General features: G+C 71.0%; 25 protein-coding genes. 19 read left to right on the forward strand and 6 right to left on the reverse strand.

Annotation, left to right across the window (positions count from 1 at the left end; genetic code table 11):
• The first annotated feature begins 61 nt into the window (after nt 1–61).
• The 4 genes from OG904_RS25290 (at nt 62) to prcA (ending at nt 2511) form a co-directional block, all read left to right on the forward strand.
• On the forward strand, nt 62–274 hold the full coding sequence (locus OG904_RS25290) for a ubiquitin-like protein Pup (protein ID WP_030294332.1): 213 nt from the start codon (nt 62–64) through the stop codon (nt 272–274).
• A 148-nt stretch (nt 275–422) separates the two neighbouring features.
• Complete coding sequence (locus tag OG904_RS25295) at nt 423–911, forward strand: endonuclease VII domain-containing protein (protein WP_405494675.1); 489 nt, start codon at nt 423–425, stop codon at nt 909–911.
• Nucleotides 863–1702, forward strand: a complete 840-nt coding sequence (prcB, locus tag OG904_RS25300) for a proteasome subunit beta (protein WP_405494677.1) — start codon at nt 863–865, stop codon at nt 1700–1702. Before OG904_RS25295 ends, prcB begins: the two co-directional genes overlap by 49 nt.
• A 44-nt stretch (nt 1703–1746) precedes the next feature.
• Nucleotides 1747–2511, forward strand: coding sequence for a proteasome subunit alpha (prcA, locus tag OG904_RS25305; protein WP_405494679.1), 765 nt, complete (start codon nt 1747–1749; stop codon nt 2509–2511).
• A 64-nt stretch (nt 2512–2575) separates the two neighbouring features.
• On the opposite strand, the gene OG904_RS25310 is transcribed toward prcA, so the two are convergent.
• Nucleotides 2576–3577: a LacI family DNA-binding transcriptional regulator gene (locus OG904_RS25310; protein ID WP_405494681.1), complete on the reverse strand. Its 1002-nt coding sequence runs from the start codon at nt 3575–3577 to the stop codon at nt 2576–2578.
• A 146-nt stretch (nt 3578–3723) separates the two neighbouring features.
• Between OG904_RS25310 and OG904_RS25315 the strand changes: the two genes are divergently transcribed.
• From OG904_RS25315 to OG904_RS25375, 13 genes are all read left to right on the forward strand, one after another.
• The gene (locus OG904_RS25315; RefSeq protein ID WP_405498262.1) at nt 3724–5010 is read left to right on the forward strand and encodes an MFS transporter; all 1287 of its coding nucleotides are present in this window, start codon (nt 3724–3726) and stop codon (nt 5008–5010) included.
• A gap of 9 nt (nt 5011–5019) precedes the next feature.
• Nucleotides 5020–6381, forward strand: a complete 1362-nt coding sequence (gene pafA, locus OG904_RS25320; protein ID WP_214948088.1) for a Pup--protein ligase — start codon at nt 5020–5022, stop codon at nt 6379–6381.
• A gap of 126 nt (nt 6382–6507) precedes the next feature.
• Nucleotides 6508–7449 carry an FKBP-type peptidyl-prolyl cis-trans isomerase gene (locus OG904_RS25325; RefSeq protein WP_405494684.1) on the forward strand — a complete coding sequence of 314 codons (942 nt, stop codon included), beginning with the start codon at nt 6508–6510 and terminating at the stop codon, nt 7447–7449.
• Nucleotides 7450–7497: 48 nt separating this feature from the next.
• On the forward strand, nt 7498–7875 hold the full coding sequence (locus OG904_RS25330) for an FKBP-type peptidyl-prolyl cis-trans isomerase (protein ID WP_405494686.1): 378 nt from the start codon (nt 7498–7500) through the stop codon (nt 7873–7875).
• Between the two features lie 156 nt (nt 7876–8031).
• Nucleotides 8032–8994 carry a helix-turn-helix transcriptional regulator gene (locus OG904_RS25335; protein ID WP_405494688.1) on the forward strand — a complete coding sequence of 321 codons (963 nt, stop codon included), beginning with the start codon at nt 8032–8034 and terminating at the stop codon, nt 8992–8994.
• Nucleotides 8995–9074: 80 nt separating this feature from the next.
• Nucleotides 9075–10073, forward strand: coding sequence for a helix-turn-helix transcriptional regulator (locus OG904_RS25340; RefSeq protein WP_405494690.1), 999 nt, complete (start codon nt 9075–9077; stop codon nt 10071–10073).
• A 68-nt stretch (nt 10074–10141) separates the two neighbouring features.
• A complete protein-coding gene (locus tag OG904_RS25345) occupies nt 10142–10396 on the forward strand; it encodes a hypothetical protein (RefSeq protein ID WP_405494692.1) in 255 nt (84 codons plus the stop codon).
• Between the two features lie 26 nt (nt 10397–10422).
• A complete protein-coding gene (locus OG904_RS25350) occupies nt 10423–10623 on the forward strand; it encodes a hypothetical protein (RefSeq protein WP_405494694.1) in 201 nt (66 codons plus the stop codon).
• Nucleotides 10624–10792: 169 nt separating this feature from the next.
• On the forward strand, nt 10793–11098 hold the full coding sequence (tatA, locus tag OG904_RS25355) for a Sec-independent protein translocase subunit TatA (protein WP_405494696.1): 306 nt from the start codon (nt 10793–10795) through the stop codon (nt 11096–11098).
• Between the two features lie 53 nt (nt 11099–11151).
• Nucleotides 11152–12117: a twin-arginine translocase subunit TatC gene (tatC, locus tag OG904_RS25360; protein WP_405494698.1), complete on the forward strand. Its 966-nt coding sequence runs from the start codon at nt 11152–11154 to the stop codon at nt 12115–12117.
• A gap of 23 nt (nt 12118–12140) precedes the next feature.
• Nucleotides 12141–13040, forward strand: a complete 900-nt coding sequence (locus OG904_RS25365; RefSeq protein ID WP_405494700.1) for a diacylglycerol kinase — start codon at nt 12141–12143, stop codon at nt 13038–13040.
• Nucleotides 13041–13086: 46 nt separating this feature from the next.
• Nucleotides 13087–15924, forward strand: a complete 2838-nt coding sequence (locus OG904_RS25370) for a DEAD/DEAH box helicase (protein WP_405494702.1) — start codon at nt 13087–13089, stop codon at nt 15922–15924.
• Between the two features lie 90 nt (nt 15925–16014).
• The gene (locus tag OG904_RS25375) at nt 16015–16665 is read left to right on the forward strand and encodes a helix-turn-helix domain-containing protein (RefSeq protein WP_405494705.1); all 651 of its coding nucleotides are present in this window, start codon (nt 16015–16017) and stop codon (nt 16663–16665) included.
• Here the strand turns inward: OG904_RS25375 and OG904_RS25380 are convergent.
• The 4 genes from OG904_RS25380 to OG904_RS25395 all read right to left on the reverse strand — a co-directional run bounded on the left by OG904_RS25380 (nt 16662) and on the right by OG904_RS25395 (nt 21231).
• Nucleotides 16662–17660 carry an RluA family pseudouridine synthase gene (locus tag OG904_RS25380; protein ID WP_405494707.1) on the reverse strand — a complete coding sequence of 333 codons (999 nt, stop codon included), beginning with the start codon at nt 17658–17660 and terminating at the stop codon, nt 16662–16664. The two genes, OG904_RS25375 and OG904_RS25380, sit on opposite strands and share 4 nt — an antisense overlap.
• A 20-nt stretch (nt 17661–17680) precedes the next feature.
• Nucleotides 17681–19294: a serine hydrolase gene (locus OG904_RS25385; RefSeq protein WP_405494709.1), complete on the reverse strand. Its 1614-nt coding sequence runs from the start codon at nt 19292–19294 to the stop codon at nt 17681–17683.
• Nucleotides 19295–19420: 126 nt separating this feature from the next.
• Nucleotides 19421–20263 carry a siderophore-interacting protein gene (locus tag OG904_RS25390; protein WP_405494711.1) on the reverse strand — a complete coding sequence of 281 codons (843 nt, stop codon included), beginning with the start codon at nt 20261–20263 and terminating at the stop codon, nt 19421–19423.
• Between the two features lie 62 nt (nt 20264–20325).
• On the reverse strand, nt 20326–21231 hold the full coding sequence (locus tag OG904_RS25395) for a 5'-3' exonuclease H3TH domain-containing protein (protein WP_405498264.1): 906 nt from the start codon (nt 21229–21231) through the stop codon (nt 20326–20328).
• 320 nt (nt 21232–21551) lie between these two features.
• Here OG904_RS25395 and OG904_RS25400 point away from each other — a divergent pair, with 320 nt between their 5' ends.
• Together OG904_RS25400 and OG904_RS25405 are read left to right on the forward strand one after the other, a co-directional pair.
• Nucleotides 21552–22100, forward strand: a complete 549-nt coding sequence (locus OG904_RS25400; RefSeq protein WP_405498266.1) for a helix-turn-helix domain-containing protein — start codon at nt 21552–21554, stop codon at nt 22098–22100.
• 4 nt (nt 22101–22104) lie between these two features.
• Nucleotides 22105–22830 (forward strand): helical backbone metal receptor, encoded by a 726-nt coding sequence (locus tag OG904_RS25405; protein ID WP_405494713.1) that lies wholly within the window; start codon nt 22105–22107, stop codon nt 22828–22830.
• A 36-nt stretch (nt 22831–22866) separates the two neighbouring features.
• Here OG904_RS25405 and OG904_RS25410 read toward each other — a convergent pair whose 3' ends face one another.
• Nucleotides 22867–23991 carry a TDT family transporter gene (locus OG904_RS25410; RefSeq protein WP_405494715.1) on the reverse strand — a complete coding sequence of 375 codons (1125 nt, stop codon included), beginning with the start codon at nt 23989–23991 and terminating at the stop codon, nt 22867–22869.
• Nucleotides 23992–24011 lie beyond the last annotated feature (20 nt).

Consider the following 24011-nt stretch of genomic DNA (forward strand, 5'->3'; position numbering starts at 1 on the left):
GGGATCCCGAATTCGCGGGGTCTTTCACGTGAGCGTGCGAACCGAGCGGGGTGAGCTAGACATGGCGACCAAGGACACCGGCGGCGGACAGCAGAAGGCGCAGCGCTCGACCGAGGAGGTCGAGGAGGCGGCGGTCGAGGAATCGACCGACCTCAAGGAACGACAGGAAAAGCTCTCCGACGACGTCGACTCGGTACTTGACGAGATTGACGATGTACTTGAGGAAAATGCCGAGGATTTCGTTCGGAGTTTCGTACAAAAAGGCGGCGAATAGCCTTCGAATCTAAGGTGAGTCCGCCAGTGTGTGCTCCATGTCCAATGGAACGAAGTGGTGCCGCGGGTGTGCCCGTGACATACCACTGAGCGGATTCGCCTCGGATCGAAACCGGCGCGATGGGCTGCAGCCCAGGTGCCGTGAGTGCGTGGCGGCCTACGGTGCCGAGCACTACCGGCGCCGCCGGGCCGCCCAAGGCAAGGCTGTCAGGGAACACGTGGAAGTGCAGGTCGGCAGCAAGCTCTGCCGACAGCGCGGTGAGGTAAAGCCGCACGGTGAGTGGCACGAGAACACAAGTGCCTCTGACGGGTTGTCGACTCGCTGCAAGGCCTGCCGGGCCGTCCAGGGCCGGGCCGGACACCTGAAGCGCAATTACGGCATTACAGAAGCCGAGCGGGACGCGATGATCGCCGCCCAGGGCGGTGTCTGCGTCCTCTGCCAAGAGAGTCCGGCAGAGCATGTGGATCACGATCATCGGACGGGTAAGGTCCGAGGCGTACTTCGCTTCGGCTGCAACGCAGGAATTGGGCAGCTCAAGGATCGGCCGGACGTCTTGAGGCGTGCAGCCGCTTACGTGGAAGGAAACCTGTGGAACCCAACACTCGTAGCACAGGGCGTCTACCGGCAGCCTTCCTGACGCCGGGTTCGTCGTCCTTCATGGACTTCCTCGGGGCTCACCAGCCCGAGATGCTCCCGGGCAACCGGAAGCTGCCCGACGGGGTCATCGAGGCGCCGCACGGGACGACCATCGTGGCCGCCACCTTCCCCGGCGGGGTCGTGCTCGCCGGTGACCGGCGGGCGACCATGGGGAACATGATCGCGCAGCGGGACATCGAGAAGGTGTTCCCGGCGGACGAGTACTCCGCCGTCGGCATCGCCGGCACGGCCGGTCTGGCCGTGGAGATGGTGAAGCTGTTCCAGCTGGAGCTGGAGCACTTCGAGAAGGTCGAAGGGGCGACGCTCAGCCTCGAAGGTAAGGCCAACCGGCTGTCGACCATGATCCGGAGCAATCTGGGCATGGCGATGCAGGGGCTGGCCGTCGTGCCGCTCTTCGCGGGGTACGACGAGGCCAAGGAGAAGGGCCGGATCTTCTCCTACGACGTGACCGGCGGCCGCTCCGAGGAGCACGGCTTCGCCGCCACCGGTTCCGGCTCGATCTTCGCCCGCGGCTCGATGAAGAAGCTGTACCACTCGAAGCTGACGGAGGAGGAGGCCACGACGCTGGTCGTGCAGGCGCTGTACGACGCCGCCGACGACGACTCGGCGACCGGTGGCCCGGACCTCTACCGCCACATCTACCCCATCGTCACCGTCATGACCGAAGAGGGATTCCGCAGGCTCACCGACGCCGAGTCCTCGGAGCTGGCCCGCAAGATCACGAATCGTCGGCTGGAGCAGCCCGACGGCCCGCGCGCCGCCCTGCTCTGACCATCCGTCGCCCCTAGGACCCAGAAGAAAGGGACGGAAAGCCGGTGTCGACTCCGTTCTATGTGTCACCCCAGCAGGCCATGGCCGACCGGGCGGAATACGCCCGGAAGGGCATCGCCCGCGGCCGCAGCCTTGTTGTGATCCAGTACGCCGACGGCATCGTGTTCGTCGGTGAGAACCCGTCCCGTGCACTGCACAAGTTCAGCGAGATCTATGACCGGATCGGCTTCGCGGCCGCCGGCAAGTACAACGAGTACGAGAACCTGCGGATCGGTGGCGTGCGCTATGCCGATCTGCGCGGATACACCTACGACCGTGACGATGTGACGGCCCGTGGGCTGGCGAACGTCTACGCGCAGACGCTCGGCACGATCTTCTCCAGTGCGGGTGAGAAGCCGTACGAGGTGGAGCTGGTCGTGGCCGAGGTCGGTGCGACGGCGGCCGGGGACCAGATCTACCGGTTGCCGCACGACGGTTCGATCGTGGACGAGCACGGTTCGGTGGCGGTCGGCGGCAACGCCGAGCAGATCAGTACCTATCTCGATCAGCGGCACAAGGACGGGATGACCCTGTCGGAGGCGCTGAAGCTGGCGGTGCAGGCGCTGTCGAGCCAGGCGAACGGTGCGGACAAGTCGATTCCGGCGGAGCGGCTGGAGGTGGCGGTGCTGGACCGTACGCGGGCTCAGCAGCGCAAGTTCAAGCGGATCCGGGGTCGGCAGCTGTCGAGGCTGCTGGAGGTGGATGTTCCGGCGGCGGCGCAGGTGGATGCCGTGTCGAACGACGAGGCTCCCGAAGAGGAAGCCGAGTAGAGCCCGAAACGAGTGTGGGAGCGCCCCTGGTCTTTGGCCGGGGGCGTTTTCGCGTTTCCGGGGTTCAGGTGGTCGGCGCCGGGCCCGAGGAGTCGCGTACGACGAGTTCTACGGGGATGTCCTCGGCGGTCCAGGGGGTGCCTTCGAGGACGGCGAGGAGGGCGGTCATGCCCTGTTCGCCGACGCGTTCGGCGGGGAGGTGGACGGTGGTGAGTTCCGGTTCGACGGCGGTGGCGAGGGCGAGGTCGTCGAAGCCGGTGACGGAGAGGTCTTCGGGGATGCGCAGGCCGAGTCGGCGGGCGGCTTTGCAGGCTCCGGCGGCGAGGATGTCGTCGTCGCAGACGATGGCGGTGGGGCGGTGGTCCCGGGGGGTGTCCAGGGCGCTCTCCATGGCCGTGCGGGCGGCGTCGACGCTGAGGTGGGCCCGGACGGTGCGCAGCTCGGTGGTGGGCGGCAGGAGGGCGCTGAGGGTGTTCGCGCGGGCGTCGAAGGTCCAGGAGTCGATGGCGGAGGCGAGGTGGAGGATGCGCCGGTGGCCGTGGGCGAGGAGGTGTTGGGTGATGTGGCGCATGCCGTCGGCGATGGCGAGGTTGACGTGGGCGGCGGCGTTCTTTGCGGTGGGGTCGCTGTCGAGCATGACGAGGGGGAGTTCGTCGCCGCCGAGGGCGTGGAGGGCGTCCGCGGCCATGGAGGAGGCGATGATTCCGTCGAGGGCGGCGCGGGCGGAGGGGAAGGGGTCGCGGGCGGGGCCGGTGCCGTCGGGGGAGGGGTAGAGGACGACGCCGAAGCCGTGCTGGGCGGCGACGCGGGCGGCGCCGGTGTAGACGCGGGCGAAGAATTCGTTGGTGAGGGCGGGGACGACGAGGAGGGCGGTGCGGGTGGAGCCGAGGCGGAGGTTGCGGGCGGCGAGGTTGGGGCGGTAGCCGATTTCGGTGGCGGTGTGGCGGACGTGGTCGGCGGTGCGTTCGGAGACGCGGCCGCGCCATTTTTCGCCGAGGACGAGGGAGACGGTGGCCTGGGAGACTCCGGCGGCGGTGGCCACGTCGCGGCTGGTGGGTCTCGTCACAGGGTGCTCCTGAAGTGCGAGGTCGTGGGGGGTGCGGGGGGTTGGGCGGGTGGTTTCGCCTGGACCGCCTGTCTGTGGTCATGGTACGTATGACCGGTCACGTTATACGTATTACTCCGGTGGGATCCGGGCAGAAGGGGGCGGAGATGGCCGCGGGTTACGCGGAGCTGCTCAGGACCAGGCATGCCGCGAGGCTGCTGGTGGGCACGCTCATAGGCCGGCTGCCCAATGGCACGGCGCCGATCGCGATCGTGCTGTTCACCCGGGCCGAGGGCGGCAGCTACAGCCTGGCGGGGGCGCTGGCGGCCGCGTACGGCCTGGCCAACGCGGTGGGGCAGCCGTTGCTGGGCCGGGCGGTGGACGTGTACGGGCAGCCGCGGGTGCAGTTGCCGGCCGCGGTGGTGTCGGCGCTGGGCATGGTGTGGCTGGCGCTGGCCGGTACGGGTTCGGCGGCGGCCGCGTACGGGGCGGTGGTGGTCGCGGGGCTGTTCACGCCTCCGCTGGAGGGCGGGCTGCGTGCGCTGTGGCCGAGTGTGCTGGGCGGCCGGGAGGAGCGGGTGCACGCGGCGTACGCGATGGACGCGGTGGCCCAGGAGGTCATGTTCACGGTGGGGCCGTTGCTGGTGACGCTGTGCGTGGCGTTGTGGGATCCGGCGGCCGCGCTGCTGGTGATCAATGCGATCGGTGTGCTCGGTGCGCTGTCGGTGGTGGTTTCGGAGCCTTCGCGTACGTGGCGTTCGGCGCCGCGGGAGGCGCATTGGCTGGGGGCCCTGCGTTCGCGGGGGCTGCTGGCGCTGCTGGGGGCGTTCTTCTTCGTGGGGACGGCGCTGGGGTCGATCACGGTGGCGGGCGTGGCGTACGCGGACGAGCACGGGGGTCAGGCGGTCTACGGCTGGCTGATGGCGGCGCTGGGTCTGGGCGCTCTGGTGGGCGGTGTGTTCTACGGGGCCCGGCAGTGGAGGGGTGCGCCGGAGCGGCGGCTGCGGCTGCTGGTGGCGCTGCTGGCGGTGTGTTACCTGCCGTTGATGCTGGTTCCGGGTCCGGTGGTGATGACGGGGTTCGCGGCGCTGGCGGGGGTGTTCCTGGCTCCGGCCCTGGCGTGTGCGTTCATCGTGGTGGACCGGCATGCTCCGGCGGGGACGGTGACGGAGGCGTTCTCCTGGCTGGTGACGTTCTTCGGGGTGGGTGCGGCGATCGGTACGGCGGTGGCCGGTCCGTCGGTGGAGGCGGGGGGTACGGCGGCGGGTTTCGCGGTGGCGAGCGTGGCCGGCGGGGCCGCGCTGGTGGTGCTGATGGTCACTCAGCGGGTGCTGGCGCGCCCGGGTGCGGGTCGTGTGGTGGCGGGTGCGGAGGCGGGTGCTTCGGCGGGCTCCGGGGAAAATGATCGAAACGACGCTCGCGAACTCGGTTTCAGAACAGAGCAGAAGGCGTAATGTTCAGTCATGGACCGCCGCATTTTCGGGCTGGAGAACGAGTACGGCGTCACGTGCACGTTCAGGGGACAGCGCCGACTGTCTCCTGACGAAGTGGCGCGCTACCTCTTCCGCCGTGTTGTGTCATGGGGCCGCAGCAGCAATGTCTTCCTGCGGAACGGCGCCCGCCTCTACCTCGACGTGGGTTCGCATCCGGAGTACGCAACTCCTGAATGCGACAACCTGATCGAACTGGTCACCCACGACAAGGCCGGCGAGCGCATTCTCGAAGGCCTGCTCGTCGATGCCGAACGCCGCCTGCACGAGGAGGGAATCGCGGGCGACGTCTATCTGTTCAAGAACAACACCGACTCGGCGGGAAACTCGTACGGCTGCCACGAGAACTACCTGGTGGCCCGGCACGGGGAATTCTCGCGGCTGGCGGACATTCTCATCCCGTTCCTCGTCACGCGGCAGCTGATCTGCGGTGCGGGCAAGGTGCTGCAGACTCCCCGGGGCGCGGTCTACTGCGTGAGCCAGCGGGCCGAGCACATCTGGGAGGGTGTCAGTTCGGCCACGACCCGTTCGCGGCCGATCATCAACACGCGTGACGAGCCGCATGCGGACGCCGAGCGTTACCGGCGCCTGCACGTGATCGTGGGCGACTCGAACATGTCCGAGACGACCATGCTGCTGAAGGTCGGGGCGACCGATCTGGTGCTGCGCATGATCGAGGCGGGCACGGTGATGCGGGACCTGACGCTGGAGAACCCGATCCGGGCGATCCGGGAGGTCAGTCACGACATCACGGGTCAGCGCAAGGTGCGTCTGGCGAGTGGCCGGGAGGCCTCCGCGCTGGAGATCCAGCGGGAGTACTACGACAAGGCGGTGGACTTCGCCGAGCGGCGGGGCATCCGTACCGGTGTGGTCGATCAGGTCCTGGAGCTGTGGGGTCGCACGCTGGACGCGATCGAGGCGGAGGACCTGGACCGGATCGGGACCGAGATCGACTGGGTCATGAAGTACCAGCTGATCGAGCGGTACCGGGCGAAGCACAACATGACGATGTCGAATCCGCGGGTGGCTCAGATCGACCTCGCCTACCACGACATCCACCGCAGGCGGGGTCTGTACTACTTGCTGGAGCGCAAGGGACAGGCGGCGCGGATCTGCAACGACCTCAAGATCTTCGAGGGCAAGTCGGTGCCTCCGCAGACGACGAGGGCGAGGCTGCGGGGTGATTTCATCCGTCGTGCGCAGGAGCAGCGGCGGGACTTCACGGTCGACTGGGTGCATCTGAAGCTGAACGACCAGGCGCAGCGGACGGTGCTGTGCAAGGACCCGTTCCGGTCGGTGGACGACCGGGTGGAGAAGCTGATCGCGGGGATGTAGCGCACCGCGTAGCGTTGTGTGACATCGCACGGATCTTGTGCAGGGCCCCGTATGAATCTCGTACGGGGCCCTGCGCACGCCTTAGAGTGGCGACGACCGCCCAGCCGTCTGAGATCTGAGGAACACGTGCGCCGACTTGCCGGCCTGCTTGTCGTACCCCTTCTGCTGCTGTCGACAGCAGCGTGTGGCGACAGCGGCTCCGACTCCGCCCAGATGAAGAACGGGGCGCCCGCGATCACGAAGGGCGCCAAGTTCGGGGAAGAGCCCACCCTGTCGCAGGGGAAGGGCACCCCGCCCAAGGAACTGAAGGTGGTGACCATCAGCGAGGGCGACGGCCCGGCGCTGAAGAAGGGCGACGTCGCCCAGGTCAACTACCTCGGCCAGGTCTGGGACGGCAAGACGCCGTTCGACCAGAGCTTCGGCAAGGACAAGAAGCCGTTCGACGTGACCATCGGCGCCGGACAGGTCATCAAGGGCTGGGACCAGGGCCTTGAGGGCAAGAAGGTCGGCAGCCGTCTGGAGCTCGTGATTCCGCCGGACCTCGGTTACGGCGCGCAGGGCTCGGGCGACAAGATCAAGCCGAACGCCACGCTCGTCTTCGTCGTGGACATCGTCAAGGGCACCTCCATCCCGGTCTCGGCCAAGGGCAAGGAGGTCCCGCAGGACAACAAGGACCTGCCCAAGGTCGGTACGAACACGGACGGCAAGGAAGTCTCCGTGACCGTCCCGAAGGACGACACCCCGCCGGCCAAGCTGGTCTCGGACTACGTCCTGGAGGGCGACGGCGCCGTCGTCAAGGACACCGACAGCGTCGTGGTCAAGTTCAACGGCAAGACCTGGAAGGACGACAAGACCTTCGAGAGCACGTACTCCACCGACCAGTCGGTGACGTGGCCGCTGGCGGAGCTCTCGGTCAAGGGTCTGAAGGACGGGATCGTCGGCAAGAAGGTCGGCAGCCGAATCCTGCTGGTCATCCCGGCCGACCAGGGTTTCGGTGACAAGGAGCAGGGCACCATCCCGGCCAACTCGACGCTGGTCTTCAGTCTCGACATCCTCTCCGTGATGTAAGACTGTCCAGGTTGTCCCCCTGTTCGTAAGTTTTTGAGGAGCAGTTCCGTGAGCGACAAGCTCGAGAAGCCCGAGATCGACTTCCCCGAGGGCCCGGTCCCGACCGACCTGGTCGTCGAGGACATCTGGGTCGGCGAGGGCGCCGAGGCCAAGGCCGGTTCCCGCGTCTCCGTCCACTACGTGGGCGTGGCCTTCTCCACCGGCGAGGAGTTCGACGCTTCCTGGGGCCGCGGCGCGCCGCTGCAGTTCCAGCTCGGGGTCGGTCAGGTCATCTCCGGATGGGACCAGGGCGTCCAGGGCATGAAGGTCGGCGGCCGTCGCAAGCTGACGATCCCGGCCCACCTCGCGTACGGCGACCGCGGCGCCGGCGGCGCCATCGCGCCGGGCGAGACGCTGATCTTCGTGTGCGACCTGATGGGTGCCTGACCGGTCTTCACCGAAGCCGGGAAGCATGTGTGGGGCCCCTGCCGTTCGGCGGGGGCCCCTCGCTTTTGCCCAGGACCGCCGGGGCGGTACGGTCAGCGCTCACGAGGGTGCGCGGACGGGATCGTCCCGAAGGCGTGGAAGGGCGGATGGGCGTCGATGGCGATTGCCAAGGCCGAGCGGCTGATGAACCTGGCGCTGTGTCTGCTGGGGACCCGCCGGCCGCTCAGCAAGCGCGAACTGCGCGGCTCCATCGAGGCGTACATGGAAGCCGGCAACGACGAATCCTTCAACCGGATGTTCGAGCGGGACAAGGACGATCTGCGGGAGCTCGGCCTGGTCATCGAGACGGTGGAGAACCTGGAGGGCGAGACGGGCTACCTGGCCCGGCGTGACTCCAACCGGCTGCCGCCCGTCGCGCTGGACGCCGAGGAGGCCGCTGCCCTCGGGCTCGCCGCCAAGGTGTGGCAGCAGGCCCGGCTGGCCGGGGCGGCCAGCGGCGCCCTGCAGAAGCTGCGCGCCGGGGGCATGCCGGAGGCCTCGGATCCGTACGAGGGCCAGCACAGTGCCATCGAGCCGCGGATCCCGGTGCACGAGGCGGCCTTCGAGCCGCTGATGCTGGCCTGCCGCGACCGCCGCCCGGTCGTCTTCGACTACCGCAAGTCCACCGCCGCCCGTCCCGAGACCCGTCAGGTCGAGCCCTGGGCCCTGGAGTGCTGGCGCGGTCACTGGTACCTGGCGGGCTTCGACCGCGACCGCGGGGCGGAGCGCGTGTTCCGGCTCTCCCGGATCACGGGCAAGGTCCGCTCGCGTGCCGCCAGGTACACCGCCGAGGTCCCGGACGTGGTGACCGTACGGGAGACCGTGGCGAGCTGGGCCGGGGAGAGCGCGGACCGCTCCGCGCTGATCCGGCTGCGGGCCGGGGCGGGCTATCCGCTGCGGGCCAAGGCCACGGCCGTGCGCGAGGGCGCGGGCGGGGAGGGCTGGGACGAGCTGGAGATCCCGTACGGCCACGGGCTGGACGCGTGGCTGGTGGAGTTCGGTCCCGATGTCGTGGTGCTGGCCCCCGCGGACCTGCGGGCCGACGTGGTGGACCGGCTGCGCGCCGTGGCCAAGGGCTGAGCGCACCGCGCGGAGCCGCGCGGGACCGGACGGGCCGCGCAAGACCAGTGGGCAATGCCCTGAGGGGGAGACGTACCAGCATGGCCGCCAATGCCATCGACCAGACGCGCCGGATGCTGTCCCTGGTGACGTACCTGCGCGAGCGCCCGGGTGCGCACGTCGCCGACGTGGCCCGGGCCTTCGGCATCACCGAGGACGAGCTGATCTCGGACCTCGACGTGCTGCCCATGTGCGGGACCAGCTTCCGGGGCGGTGACCTGCTGGACATCGACACCGACGGGGAGCGCATCTGGTGGCGCAATCCCGATGCTTCGGGGGAGTCCACCGCCGAGCCGCTGCGGCTGGCCGCCGACGAGGCGACCGCGCTGCTGGTGGCCGCCCGCGCGGTGGCCACCCTGCCAGGGCTGCGCGAGGGCGATCGCCAGGCCCTGCTGCGGGCCACCGCCAAGCTGGAGGCGGCCGCGGGCGAGGTCGCCGGGGCGAGTTCCCGGCTGTCGGTGACCTTCGAGTCCGAGGGCGGGGTCTTCGCCGACGTGGACCGGGCGATCTCCGAGCAGCGCCGGCTGTGGCTGCGCTACTACTCGCCGGCGCGCGACGAGCTCACCGAGCGCAAGGTCGACCCGATCCGGCTCTTCGCCGTCGGGCACACCTACCTGGAGGGGTGGTGCCACCTCTCGGAGGCCCGGCGCACCTTCCGCCTGGACCGGGTGGCCGAAATCCGCCTGCTCGACGAGCGGGCCGACCCGCCCGCCATCGAGCCCCGCGACCTGTCCGAGGGGCTGGTCCAGCCGGCCGCCGAGGACCCGGAGGTCGTGGTCGAGGTGGGTCCCGGCGGGCGCTGGGTCGCCGAGTACTACCCGCACGACAGCGCCGAGGAGCTGCCCGAGGGCGGTCTGCGGATCACGCTGCGCAGCCCCGATCCGGGCTCGCTGCGCCGGCTCGCGCTGCGGCTGGGCCGCGAGGGGCGGATCGTGGCCCCCGTGGAGCTGGCGGACAGCGCGCGCCGGGCGGCGCGGGAGGCGCTGGCCGCCTATGAGGACGGGGCGGGCGAGGGCAGGGCTGACGGGGAACAGGGCTGAGGGGGATCCGCGCGATGACGGGGGTGCCGGGGATGCCGGGAGCTTCGGGGATGCCGGGAGCGTCGGGGATGCCGGAGGTGCCGCAGGTGCCCGCACAGGCCGGTGCGGGCGGGCCGGTCGCGTTCAAGGCCTCCTGTCCCGAGTGCCGGGCCCGCTTCGAGCTGGACGCGGGCGCCCTGCGGCTGGCCATCGGCGGCAGCCGGCGTACGACCTTCTACTCCTTCACCTGCCCGGACTGCGGGGCTCCGGTGCGAAAACCGGCCGGTGAGCGCATTGTGGAACTGCTGACCGGGGGCGGCGTGAGCACCCTGCGCAGCGTATGAGCCGGGCCGTGGCCTAGGCTCCTCACATGCTGTGGCCGATGTTCGCAATCGCTCTGGGTTTCCTCGGGCTCGCCGTCCTCGCCGTGCTCGCCCTACGGGTCTTCGTGGAGGTGCGCAGGCTCTCCGGTCAGGTTGCGGACGCCGGGCGCCGCATCGCGGACGCCTCCGCCGACCTGGAGCGGGCCGCGGGTGACCTGGCCAGGGCGGGACGCTCCGTGCGGCCATAGCCATCGTGTGGCAACCGTCGTACTGTCTGACCACGCATCCGGTGAGACCCCAGGGGATTGCCTGGCGTTAACCCCCGGGGGTTACGATCCATGTCAGAACGGTCTGCCGAATTTCGGCGCGGCCGTCTTGACTCCACAACCAGCCGTTTCGGTGAGAAGGAAGACACACATGATCGGCAACCTGAAGCCCCTCGAGATCCTCCTGATCGTCGCCGTGATCTTCCTGCTGTTCGGTGCCAAGAAGCTTCCCGACATGGCCCGCTCGCTCGGCAAGTCCGCCCGCATCCTCAAGAGCGAGGCGAAGGCGATGAAGAAGGAGGGCGAGGCGGAGGATGCCGCGACCGCCGCTTCCGTCGCCGACCAGGCCGGTGCCCCCCAGCAGCAGACCGCGGCCCCGCGCACGATCCAGGCCTCGCCCGGTGACGTCACCAGCGCCCGGCCCGTGAGCGAGCCCAACCACACGACCCAGGGCTGACACCAGCCGGTCACGGTCGCACCAGCCATCTGCAACGAGACAAGGGACGTGGGTTGCTCAAGTCTGCCCGCAAGCAGGAGAAGCAGGACCAGAAGGCGAAGGACGCCGAAGGGCGGATGCCCCTGGTCGAGCACCTGCGTGAGCTGAGAAACCGGCTGCTGAAGTCGGTCCTTGCGGTCCTCGTGATCACCATCGTGGCCGCGGTCTTCTACAAGGACCTCATCGCCTTCATGCTGAAGCCGATGCTGGACTCCGTGGGCTGCATCGACGGGGTGGTCTCGCAGCGCAACGGCCGCCCCTGCGCCGACATGACGGTCAACGGGCTCATCGCGCCGTTCTCCATCGTCCTGAAGGTTTCGCTCAGCGCCGGTGTGGTGCTCTCGACGCCGGTGTGGCTGTACCAGCTGTGGGCCTTCGTGGCCCCGGGACTGCACAACCACGAGAAGAAGTACGCCGTGGGCTTCGTGGCGGTCGGCGCACCGCTGTTCGGTGCCGGAGCGGTCCTCGCCTACAAGATCCTTCCGCAGACCGCGGTGATCCTGCTGGAGTTCACCCCCGACAACGCGCGCAACCTGCTGCCGGTCGACGACTACCTCGACCTGGTCACGCGCATGGTCGTGGTCTTCGGCCTGGCCTTCGAACTGCCGCTGCTGCTGATCCTGCTCAACATCACCGGGGTGCTGACCGCCAAGCGGCTCGCGAGCTGGTGGCGGGCCATGGTCCTCGGCATCACGATCTTCGCCGCGTTCGCGACGCCCACCGGTGACCCGCTGACCATGATGTCGCTGGCCGCGCCGATCATCGCCCTCTACTTCATCGCGCTGCTGCTCTGCTGGCTCAACGACCGCCGCCGGGCGCGGGGCAACCCCGACGCGGACCTCGATGACGACGAGGCCTCCGAGGTTGACCTGACGCCGGCCGAGGTCGGTGCGGTGGAGGCCGTGGCGGCCCCCGGCGCCCTGCCCGAGCAGGCCGACGGCGGACGCCAGCGGATCAACGGTTACGACGACGCGACCTGATCCCGGCGGGTACATTCCCGTGGGTGAGTGCTGAGATCACCCTCTTCGTCAATCCCACCGCCGGAAGCGGCCGGGGCGCGCACGCCGCGCAGCCGGCCGCTTCCGCGCTTCGCGACGCCGGTTTCTCCGTGCGGACCGTCGTCGGCACGGACGCCCCCGATGCCCTGGCCCGGCTGCGGACCGCCGTGCGGGAGGGGACCGGCGCGGTCATCGCGGTCGGCGGTGACGGGATGGTCTCCCTCGCGCTGCAGGCGCTCGCGGGGACCCTGGTGCCGCTCGGGGTGGTCGCGGTGGGCACCGGGAACGATTTCGCGCGCGCCACGGGGCTGCCCGTACGGCAGCCCGCGCGGGCCGGCCGGCTGGCGGCCGAGGCGCTCAAGGGCGGCCGGACCCGGGAGGTCGACCTCGGCCGGGTCGAGGGGGCCGGTGGCGCAAGCTGGTACGGGACCGTCCTGTGCTCCGGCTTCGACTCGCGGGTCAACGACCGCGGCAACCGGATGCGGCTGCCGGCCGGCCGGTTCAAGTACGACCTGGCGATGGCCCTGGAGCTGGCCGCCTTCCGGCCCTTCCCGTACCGGATCACCCTGGACGGCGGCCCGGTCATCGAGACCGAGGCCACGCTGGTGGCCGTCGGCAACGGGTCCTCCTACGGCGGCGGCATGCGCATCTGCGCGGACGCCGTCCCCGACGACGGGCTCTTCGACGTCACGGTCGTCGGCGACTGCAGCCGTACCACCCTCCTCAAGGTCTTCCCGAAGGTTTACAAGGGGACCCATCTGAGCCATCCGAAGGTGACCGTCCACCGTGCGGCGAAGGTGACCCTGGAGGCCGCCGGGATCACCGCGTACGCGGACGGGGAGCCGCTGGGGCCGCTGCCGGTGACCGCCGAGTGCGTCTCCGGGGCCGTCCGGCTGCTCACTTAAATGATCGCGACTGTTGTCAGAGGTGGCGGGTAGGCTCGACATCAAGATGACCGAAGAACTCTCTCCCGCCGAGCGGTACGCCGCTGCCCGGATCCGCGCCGCCGAAGAGGCCACGGCCTTGGCGCCCTTCCGTGAGATGTACGAATTCGACCTGGATCCTTACCAGATCGAGGCCTGCAAGGCACTGGAGGCCGGGAAGGGCGTCCTCGTCGCCGCGCCCACCGGCTCGGGCAAGACCATCGTCGGCGAGTTCGCCGTGCACCTGGCGCTCCAGCAGGGCCGCAAGTGCTTCTACACCACGCCCATCAAGGCCCTGTCGAACCAGAAGTACGCCGACCTGGCGCGGCGCTACGGCGCCGACAAGGTCGGCCTGCTCACCGGCGACAACAGCGTCAACTCCGACGCTCCGGTGGTCGTGATGACCACCGAGGTGCTCCGCAACATGCTGTACGCGGGCTCGCAGGCGCTGGGCGGCCTGGGTTACGTGGTGATGGACGAGGTGCACTACCTCTCCGACCGGTTCCGCGGAGCCGTCTGGGAAGAGGTGATCATCCACCTCCCCGAGTCGGTGACCCTGGTCTCGCTGTCCGCCACCGTCTCCAACGCCGAGGAGTTCGGCGACTGGCTCGACACGGTGCGCGGCGACACCGAGGTGATCGTCTCCGAGGAACGGCCCGTACCGCTGTGGCAGCACGTCATGGCCGGCCGCCGGATCTACGACCTCTTCGAGGAGGAGTCCGACCACGGCGGCCGCGGCTCCGCGCGCCGCGAGGTCAACCCCGACCTGCTGCGGATGGCGCGGGAGGAGAACACCAGCCGCTACAACCCCAAGGACCGGCGGCGCGGGAAGATGGTCCGCGAGGCCGACCGCGAGCGCGAGCGGCGTTCGCGCGGCCGGATCTGGACCCCCTCGCGACCCGAGGTCATCGCACGGCTGGAGGGCGACGGGCTGCTGCCCGCCATCAACTTCATCTTCAGCCGGGCCGGCTGCGAGGCCGCCGTCCAGCAGTGCCTGTACGCGGGCCTGCGGCTCAACGAGGACTCCGCGCGGGTGAAGGTGCGCGAGATCGTCGAGGAGCGGACCGCGTCCATCCCCGCCGAGGACCTGCACGTCCTGGGCTACTACGAATGGCTCGAAGGCCTGGAGCGGGGCATCGCCGCGCACCACGCGGGCATGCTGCCCACCTTCAAGGAGGTCGTCGAGGAGCTGTTCGTACGGGGCCTGGTCAAGGCCGTCTTCGCCACCGAGACCCTGGCGCTGGGCATCAACATGCCCGCGCGCACGGTGATCCTGGAGAAGCTGGTCAAGTGGAACGGCGAGCAGCACGCCGACATCACCCCCGGCGAGTACACGCAGCTCACCGGGCGGGCCGGGCGGCGCGGCATCGACGTCGAGGGCCATGCGGTGGTGCTGTGGCAGCGGGGCATGGACCCGGCGGCCCTGGCGGGGCTCGCGGGTACCCGTACGTATCCGCTGCGCTCCAGCTTCAAGCCCTCGTACAACATGGCCGTCAACCTGGTCCAGCAGTTCGGGCGGCACCGCTCGCGCGAGCTGCTGGAGACCTCCTTCGCGCAGTTCCAGGCCGACCGCTCGGTCGTCGGGATCTCCCGGCAGGTGCAGCGCAACGAGGAGGGCCTGGAGGGCTACCGGGAGGGCATGACCTGTCACCTCGGAGACTTCGAGGAGTACGCGCGGCTGCGCCGCGAACTCAAGGACCGCGAGAACGACCTGGCCAAGCAGGGCGCGGCCCAGCGCCGGGCGCAGGCGGCGGCCTCGCTGGAGAAGCTGAAGCCGGGCGACATCATCCACGTGCCCACGGGGAAGTTCGCGGGCCTGGCCCTGGTGCTGGACCCGGGCGTGCCGGCCGGGCGTTCCAACGGGCACCGCGGGCACGAGTACACCGAGGGCCCGCGCCCGCTGGTGCTCACCGTGGAGCGGCAGGTCAAGCGGCTCGCCGGGATCGACTTCCCGGTCCCGGTCGAGGCGGTCGAGCGGATGCGGATCCCCAAGACGTTCAACGCGCGCTCCCCGCAGTCCCGTCGGGACCTGGCGTCCCAGCTGCGGGCCAAGGCGGGGCACATCACCGTGGAGCGGCACGGCCGCGGCCGGGCGGCCGCCGCGGACGACCGGGAGATCGCGCGGCTGCGCACCGAGTTGCGCGCGCACCCGTGCCACGGCTGCGACGAGCGCGAGGACCACGCCCGCTGGGCGGAGCGCCACCACCGGCTGCAGCGCGACACCCAGCAGCTGGAGCGGCGCATCGAGGGCCGGACGAACACCATCGCCCGCACCTTCGACCGGATCCACGCGCTGCTGACGGAGCTGGACTACCTGCGCGAGGGCGAGGTCACCCCGCACGGGCGGCGGCTCGCCCGGCTCTACGGGGAGCTCGACCTGCTGGCGTCCGAATGCCTGCGGGCCGGTGTCTGGGAGGGGCTGAGCCCGGCCGAACTGGCCGCCTGCGTCTCGGCGCTGGTCTTCGAGGCGCGGCAGTCCGACGACGCGGTGGCGCCGAAGGTGCCCGGTGGTGCGGCGAAGGCCGCGCTCGGTGAGATGGTCCGGATCTGGGGCCGGCTCGACGCGCTGGAGGAGGAGCACGGCATCAACCAGGCGGAGGGCGTGGGCCAGCGCGAGCCGGACCTCGGCTTCGCGTGGGCGGCGTACCAGTGGGCCTCGGACAGGGGCCTGGACGAGGTGCTGCGCGAGGCGGAGATGCCGGCGGGTGACTTCGTGCGCTGGTGCAAGCAGGTCATCGATGTGCTGGGACAGGTGGCCGCCGCGGCGCCGTCCTCCTCGGAAGGGGGCAGCACGGTGGCCCGCAACGCCCGCAAGGCGGTGGACGCCCTGCTGCGCGGTGTGGTGGCCTACAGCTCCGTGGGCTGACCGCCTTTGGATCTTCCTCCAAAGGCGGTCGTGGCCGGATCTCATCTCTTGCCATGATCGATTCGACGTGCGCTGTGCGACGATCGATTCATGACTGGGGGAACGGACGAAGGGCCGAGACGGGTCGGTCGGCCGCGAGCCGATCAGCAGAGATCAGAGAGCGGACGGCCGCCGCGCGAGGAGCTCCTCTACGCGGCGGCCGAGCTGTTCACGGTGAAGGGGTACGCGGCCACCACCACGCGGGCCGTGGCCGAACGGGCCGGAATGCGCCAGGCCACCATGTACCACTACTTCGGCGGCAAGGAGGAACTCCTCGCCGAACTCCTGGAGTCCACGGTCGCGCCCTCCCTGGAGCTGGCCCGCCGCCTGGTCCTCGAAGCGGACCGGCCGGCCGGCCGCCGGCTCTGGGAGCTGTGCCGCTCGGACGTGCTGCTGCTGTGCGGGGGGCCGTACAACCTGGGCGCGCTCTACCTGTTGCCCGAGGTCAGCGGCGCACGGTTCACCCGCTTCCGGCAGATGCGGCAGGAACTCAAGGACAGTTACCGCACGTTGCTCGACGCCACTTGCGTCGGAGCCCTGCTCGCCGGTGACCGGGCGGGTCTGGTGCTCCGCAACGACCTCGTCTTCGGCCTCATCGAAGGCGTCATGCTCATCCACCGCGCCGATCCGGGTCGGCCGGTGGCCGCCTTCGCGGATGCCACGGCCGACGCGGCGCTGCGGATCGCGGGCGTCGCCGACTAGCGGGCGCCCGCCGGTGTCCCTTCGCCTTCCCCTTCGCCCTCTTCCCCTTCCCAGCCGGCCCGGTCCTCCCAGGCCCGCAGGGTGCGGCCGCTCTCGATCCGGTGGGCGATCCCGGTGACGGGGTCGGTGAACTCCAGGGTGCGGGCCAGGAGCTGGAGCGGACGCCGGTAGTCGTCCGGGGCCGGATCGCCGACCACCGGGTAGACCGGGTCGCCGAGGATCGGCAGGCCGAGGCTGTTCATGTGCACCCGCAGCTGGTGGGTGCGCCCGGTGTGCGGAGTCAGCCGGTAGCGCCCCAGGCCGTCCTTGACCGCGAGGAGTTCGGCCAGCGTCTCGGCGTTGGGCTCGGCGCCCGCGATCTCCACCGCCGCCATCACCCCGCGCTCCTTCTCGATGTGGCTGCGCAGGGTCCGCGGGAACCCCACCGCCGGGTCGTGGGGCGCGAGCGCCTCGTACTCCTTGCGGATCCGCCGCTCCTGGAACAGCAGCTGGTAGGCGCCCCGGTCCTCGGGGCGGATGCTGAACAGCACCAGTCCGGCGGTCATCCGGTCCAGCCGGTGCGCCGGGCTCAGCGCGGGCAGCCCGAGCTCCACCCGCAGCCGGGCCAGGGCCGTCTGGAAGACGTGGCTGCCGCGCGGGGTGGTGGCCAGGAAGTGCGGTTTGTCGGCCACCAGCAGGTGCTCGTCGCGGTACACGACCCCGATCGGGAAGGGCACCACCGGCTCCTCGGGCATGTCCCGGTGGAACCACAGGAAGGCGCCCGGCTCGTACGGGTCCCGCGCGCGCAGCACCCGCCCGCCGGTGCCCAGCACCCGGCCGTCGTGGAGCAGGCGGGCCATGGAATCGGCGCCGCGGGTGCCCTCGTAGCGCGCCGTGAGGTAGGAACCGAGATCCGGCCACGTCCCCTGCGGGTCGGGGGGCAGCCGCATGCGGACCGGGTCGATGCCGGCGACCTGGGGCAGGGGCGCGTCGGGGATGTGGGATCTGCGTTTCATCGGGGTACAGGCTAGACGGCCTAACCGCGGGTGAAGGTCCCCAGGTGGTCGGCGTCCAGGTACTCGACGCGGACCGTGTGCTCGGAGGGGGAGAAGGTCACCCCGGTGCGGCCGACCGCGTTCTCCCCGGCGGTCTCGTAGCTGAAGGTGTCCCCGTCGTAGTGGGTGAGGGTGAAGACCATCGGCTCCGGGCCGAGGGACAGCGTCAGCCCGCCCGCGCCCGTGGCCGCCACGGTCAGCTTGCCGTAGTACGGGTTCTCGTAGGTCCCGGTGTACGCGGAGTCCTGCCGGGCCGGCTTCGCCGCCGCGGGCGGGCGGGCGTAGTCGGTGGGGGAGCGGCCCGCCTCGTCGAGCTGGGCGTAGAGCGGGCCCGTCAGCGCCAGCCAGTCGGTGGTCGGCTTGGCGTGCTCGGCGGTGTCGAAGAAATCGAGGGCGACGGCGTCGGCGAGGCCCACGGGGGCGCCGTTGGTGAGGACGACGATGCCGAGCCGTTCCAGAGGGAGCATGGTGACGTTGGTGTTGGCGCCCAGCGCGAAGGCGCCGGAGTGGCTCAGGCGCAGGCGGCCGGCGTCGTCGTAGGAGACGTTCCAGCCCAGACCGTAGAAACCGGTGCGGGCGGTGGGCGCGGCGGGCGGCTGCGACACGATCTCGGGGACGTGGGTGCGGGCCAGGGTGTCGGCGGGGACGATCCGCTTGCCGTCGAGGGTGCCGCCGGAGAGCTGCAGGCGCAGCCAGCGGGACATGTCGCGCGCCGTGGAACTCACGCCGCCGGCCGGGGCCTGGGCGTCGGGGTCGCGGACGAAGCGGGGGCTCCAGCTGCCGTCGGGGTTCCTGACGTGCGTGGCGGCGTGGTCGGGGGCGGTCTCGAAGGCCCGGAACTGGGTACTGGTGTGCGTCATGCCGGCCGGCGTGAAGAGGGTGTCGGCGCTGAGCTTCTGCCAGGTGGTGTTCCGGGAACGGGCGATGGCCTCGGCGGCGGCGGTGAAACCGAAGTTGGTGTAGGCGTAGCTCGCCCGGAAGGGGGTGAGGGGGGCCAGGCGCAGGTGGTCGAGGACGTACGCCTGGTCGTAGCCGAGGTCTTCGAGGAGGTCGCCGGCGTGGTCGGGCAGGCCGCTGCGGTGGGAGAACAGGTCGGCGGTGGTGACGTGCGAGGTCACCCAGGGGTCCTTGAGGGCGAAGCCGGGGAGCTCCGTGTGCCGGTCCCAGTCGGCCGGGTCCTTCAGGACGCCGGCCACGACGGTGGAGGAGACGGGCTTGGAGAGGGAGGCGATCTGGAAGACCGTGTCGGGGTCCACGGCCGCCTTGTCGCCGACCCGGCGCAGGCCGAACCCCTTGAGGTGGACCACCTTGTCGTCGTGGACGACGGCGACGGAGACACCGGGGACCCCGGTGCGGCGCATCATGTCCGTGACGGTCGCGTCCAGGCGCCGCAGGGCCGTGTCCACCTGGGCGTCGGTGATCTGGGGTTTCGGGGTGGGCGGGCCCGGTGCGGCCGCTGTCGTCCCGATCAGTGCCGTCGTCCCGGTTGCAGCCGTCGTCCCGGCTGCCGCTGTCGTCCCGGTGGCCGCCGTCGTCCCGGCCGCGGCCAGGAGGGCTGCGGCTCCGGCTGCCGTGAGCGCGCGGAGCGTACGCATGCGGTCATTGTCCCGCCGTCCGGGTGACACCGCCCGCGGGGGAGCGGGGGCCGCACGCGTGCGCCGGCAGGTGCGTCCCGGCACGCCCGTGGCGGGTACGCCCGTGGCGGGTCCCCCCGGGGTGCGTCAGCGCAAGGCGCCGACCGGCTCCTGCTCGGCTTCGACCTCGGCGTTCCAGTCGCGCTTGATCGCGCGCCAGCCCTCGTCCGTCTCGCCCAGGCGCCAGTAGCCGGAGATCGACAGGCGTTCGCGCGGGATGCCGCGGTCCACGCGCAGGTGGTGGCGCAGGTCCTTGACGAAGCCGGCCTCGCCGTGGACGAAGGCGTGGACGTCCTGGGAGGGGAAGGCCAGGGCCCGGACGGCCTCGGTCAGGGCCTCGCCGACCGGGCGGGAGCCGCGGTGCACCCAGAAGGGGACGATGCCGTCGGGGGTGGCGATCTGCTGCTCGTCCGCCGGTCCCTCGACCTCCACGAACGCGTGGACCCGGGCCCCGGCGGGCATCCGCTCCATCGCCGCGCCGATCGCCGGCAGGGCGCTTTCGTCACCGACCAGCAGATGCCACCCGGCGAGCGGGTCCGGGGCGTAGGCGCCGCCCGGCCCGAGGAAGCGCACGATTTCACCTGGTTGGGCGCGCGCCGCCCAGGGGCCGGCCAGTCCCTCGTCGCCGTGGACCACGAAATCGAGGGTCAGCTCACGGTGCAGCGGATCCCAGGCGCGCACCGTGTACGCCCGCTGGCGCGGCCATTCCTCGCGGGGGTGGGACGCGCGGATCTGCTCCAGGTCCCACGGGGAGGCGTAGGTGACGCCCTCCGGTGCGAAGAGGACCTTCACGTAGTGGTCGGTGTACGCGCCCGCGCCGAATCCGGCCAGCCCGTCACCGCCCAGCACGATCCGCACCATGTGCGGGGTCAACTGTTCGGTGCGCAAGACGACTGCGGTGCCGACCTTGCGGGCGCGTCCTTCTGCCACGGCGTCTCCCTGACTTTCCGACCCTGACTTTCGTGAAGCTTAGGATTACCTAAGTTAGCACCTCAGTGGCGCAGAGCGCTGCTCAGGCGTTCAACTGCTCCACCCAGACCCCACCGGTGCGCGAGTGCCGCCACCAGGTCGGGCTGGGCGGGAAGGGACGGAAGGGACGGATCGAACTGCGGCAGTTGAACGTCCGAGGCGACCTGGACGACCTTGGGGGCCACCGCGAGGTAGGGCCGGGACTCGTCCAGCCGCTTGCGCTGGGTGGGGGTCAGCTTCGCCTTCGGGTCGTCGATCGCCGCGATGATCCCGGCCAGGTCCCCGTAGGCGTCCAGCAGCTTCGCGGCCGTCTTCTCGCCGATGCCGGGCACCCCCGGCAGGCCGTCGCTCGGGTCGCCGCGCAGCAGCGCCAGGTCCGCGTAGCCGGGCCCGTCCACCCCGTACTTCTCGCGCAGCCAGGCCTCGTCGGTCACCTGGAGGGTGCCGACACCCTTCAGCGGGTACAGCACGCGCCGCCGCTTCGCATCGTCGACCAGCTGGTACAGGTCCCGGTCGCCCGTGACGATGTCCACCGGGCCGGTGGCGCGGGTGGTCAGCGTGCCGATCACGTCGTCCGCCTCGTACCCTGCCACCCCCACCCGGGCGATGCCGAAGGCGTCCAGCGCCGCCTCGATGATCGGGACCTGCGGGGCCAGGGTGTCCGGGGTCTCCTCGACGTCCGGGCCGGTGTCCGTCTCCCGCGCGACCCGGTGGGCCTTGTAGGAGGGGATCAGTTCCACCCGCCAGTGCGGCCGCCAGTCGGCGTCCATGCAGGCCACCAGGTCGTCGGGGCGGTGGTCCTGCACGAGGCGGCCGATGAAGTCGAGCAGGCCCCGCACGGCATTGACCGGGGTCCCGTCGGGGGCCTTCACGGAATCCGGCACGCCGAAGTACGCGCGGTAGTAGAGGGAAGCGGTGTCCAGGAGCATCAGGCGTCGAGTCGTCGTCACGATCACGATGATGCACCGCGGGCAAACGGAAAGTGGCGCGGGTGCGGCCTCCTCGTGCGGCCTCCTCCGGACTTGAGCAAGAAACCGGGGCCGGTTGCTGCGTAAGGTGCTTACAGCACACCGATGGGCGATGTGTCATGTGCGATGGACCGGGACAAGGGGAGGGCAGCCCCGCCATGGACGACAGGGACGGCACCGACGGCAGGAACGGCACCGACGGCAGGAACGGCACGAGCGCGGCGACCGGCGCGGACGACAAGGAGCGGGACAGGGACAAGGACTCCAAGGAACCGCTCCGGGTGGGCGTGGCCGTGCGCAAGAGACGCCGGGCACTGCACCTGACCCTCGCCGCCGTATCGGCGCGCAGCGGCCTGTCGGTCCCCTTCCTGAGCCAGATAGAGAACGAGCGGGCCCGGCCCAGCATGCGCTCCCTGGAGCGGGTCGCCGATGCCCTGGAGACCACGGCCGTCGACCTGCTGGCCGCCTCCGACACCGCGCGCACCGTGGACCTCGTACGGGCCGGCGACGACTCGGGGCTCACCCCGGTTCCCGGCGTACGGCCCCTCGTGCGCGGGCACCACCAGCTGCACGCCCTGGAGTTCACCGGGGACCAGGCCGCCGGCCGGGAGTACCAGCACCGCAACGACGAGCTGATGTACGTGGTCTCGGGAGCCTGCCAGGTGGAGGCCGAGGGGCGGGCGTACCGGCTGGAGAACGGCGACGCGCTGTTCCTGTCCGGCGGGGTGCGCCACCGCTGGCGGGCCGTCACCGAGGACACCCGGATCCTGATCGTCGCGGTCGGCGAGCACATCCACGCGACCTCCGAACCGCCCTGCCCGGAACACTGACCGGATGCGCAGGCGCGTCGTCTCGCTGGTGCCGTCCCTGACCGAGGCGGTGGCCCTGAGCGCGCCCGGGGCGCTGGTCGGGGTGACCGACTGGTGCACGCACCCGGGCGACCTGGGGGACGCGGTGCGCGTCGGGGGGACGAAGAACCCCGACGTGCGCGCGATCGCGGAGCTGCGCCCGGACCTGGTCGTCGCCAACGAGGAGGAGAACCGGGCCCCGGACCTGGCGGCGCTGCGCGCGGCCGGCCTGGAGGTGCTGGTCACCGAGGTACGGGACCTGCCGCAGGCCTTCCGCGAACTGGACCGGGTGCTGGTGGGGGCCCTGGGTCTGGCGCGGCCCGGGTGGCTGGCGGACGCGGAGGCCGCGTGGGCCCGGGTGGAACCGCCGAGGGAGCTGCGCCCGGCCTTCGTGCCGGTCTGGCGGCGGCCCTGGATGGTGCTCGGCCGCGACACCTTCGCGGGGGACCTGCTGGCACGCCTCGGGGTGCGCAACGTCTACGCCGGGCACCCGGAGCGCTATCCGAGGGTCCCGGCGGCCGAGCTGGCGGCCGCCGGCTGCGAGCTCGTGGTGCTCCCGGACGAGCCCTACCGCTTCACCGCCGACGACGGGCCCGAGGCGTTTCCGGACATCCCGGCCGCCCTCGTCGACGGCCGCATGCTGACCTGGTACGGGCCCTCGCTGGCCGAGGCTCCGGCGGTGCTGGCGGCGGCCCTGCGGGGCCAGGCCTAGCGGGGCGCGGCTTGGCGGGGCGCGGCCAGGAGCGTCCTAGCGGGGCGCGGCCAGGAGCCGGCCGGTGCGCAGGCCGCGCAGGGTGTTCGCGGCGGCCAGGAACCAGGCGGTCAGCAGGGCCAGGAACAGGGCCGCGGCCAGCCAGGCGAAGGCGGTGAGTCCGGTGTGGCGGGCCAGTCCGGCCGCGCCGGTGACACAGGTGCCCACGGGGAAGGTCAGCGCCCACCAGGTCATGGCGAACCCCATCCCCTCCCGGGCGGCCCGCAGCAGCATCGCCGAGGCCAGCGCCACCCAGAGGAGGGCGAAACCCATCACGGGGACCCCGTAGACGACCGCGAAGGCGGCGAAGGCGCCGGTGTAGGGGGCGGCTATCGACTGGGGGGCCATGTCCGCGAGGGAGTTGACGGCGGTGGTGGACTGCCCGAGTGGGCCCAGGACCAGGAATAGGGTCGGGGTGAGCACCAGGGGCAGGGGGCCGCTGATGATCAGCCGGCCGAAGACCAGGGGGAGCAGCAGCAGGGTGGCGAGCAGGCTGAGGCCGAACATGGCGTAGCAGGCGAGCAGCATGGCCTCGCGGGCCTGGCCGGCGGCCAGGTGGGGGATGAGCAGCGGGCCCAGCGCGGCGGAGACCATGGGGGCGACCACGGGGAGCAGCCACACGGGTGTGGCCTGGTGGGCCTCGACCTTGTGGCGGACCACCATCAGGTAGGGGACGGCCACGGCGGCGAGGAGGCCGATCGCGGTGCCCGCGGTGAACAGGACCGTGTCGACGGCCACGGCGGCGGGTACTCCGATGAGGTCCTTGCCGACGATGAGGGTGCCGCCGCCGACGGCCAGCAGGGCCATCGAGAGACATCCGTAGAAGGGGGCCACGGCGGGGTCCAGCAGATGCGCGCGGGCCTGGTCGCGGTGGTGGAGCCAGTGGCCCGCGCGGGCGGTCAGCAGCACGGCCAGGGCGGTGGCGGCCAGCACCCAGAAGACCTGGCAGAGCACGCGCTGGCCGGGGAGCTGGTACGGGAGGGTCGCGCCGGCGTTGGCGATGATCGCCGTGCCCATGACGGAGGCGTACCAGTTGGGGCCGAGGTGGCGCAGCGAGGGGGCCTTGTGGGGCCGGAGGATCCCGGGGGTGGTGGGACGGGGTCGTACGAGGGTGGTGGCCATGGGTCCAGCGTCCCGCCGGG

This window comes from Streptomyces sp. NBC_00096 (assembly GCF_045041305.1).
GTDB lineage: Bacteria > Actinomycetota > Actinomycetes > Streptomycetales > Streptomycetaceae > Streptomyces.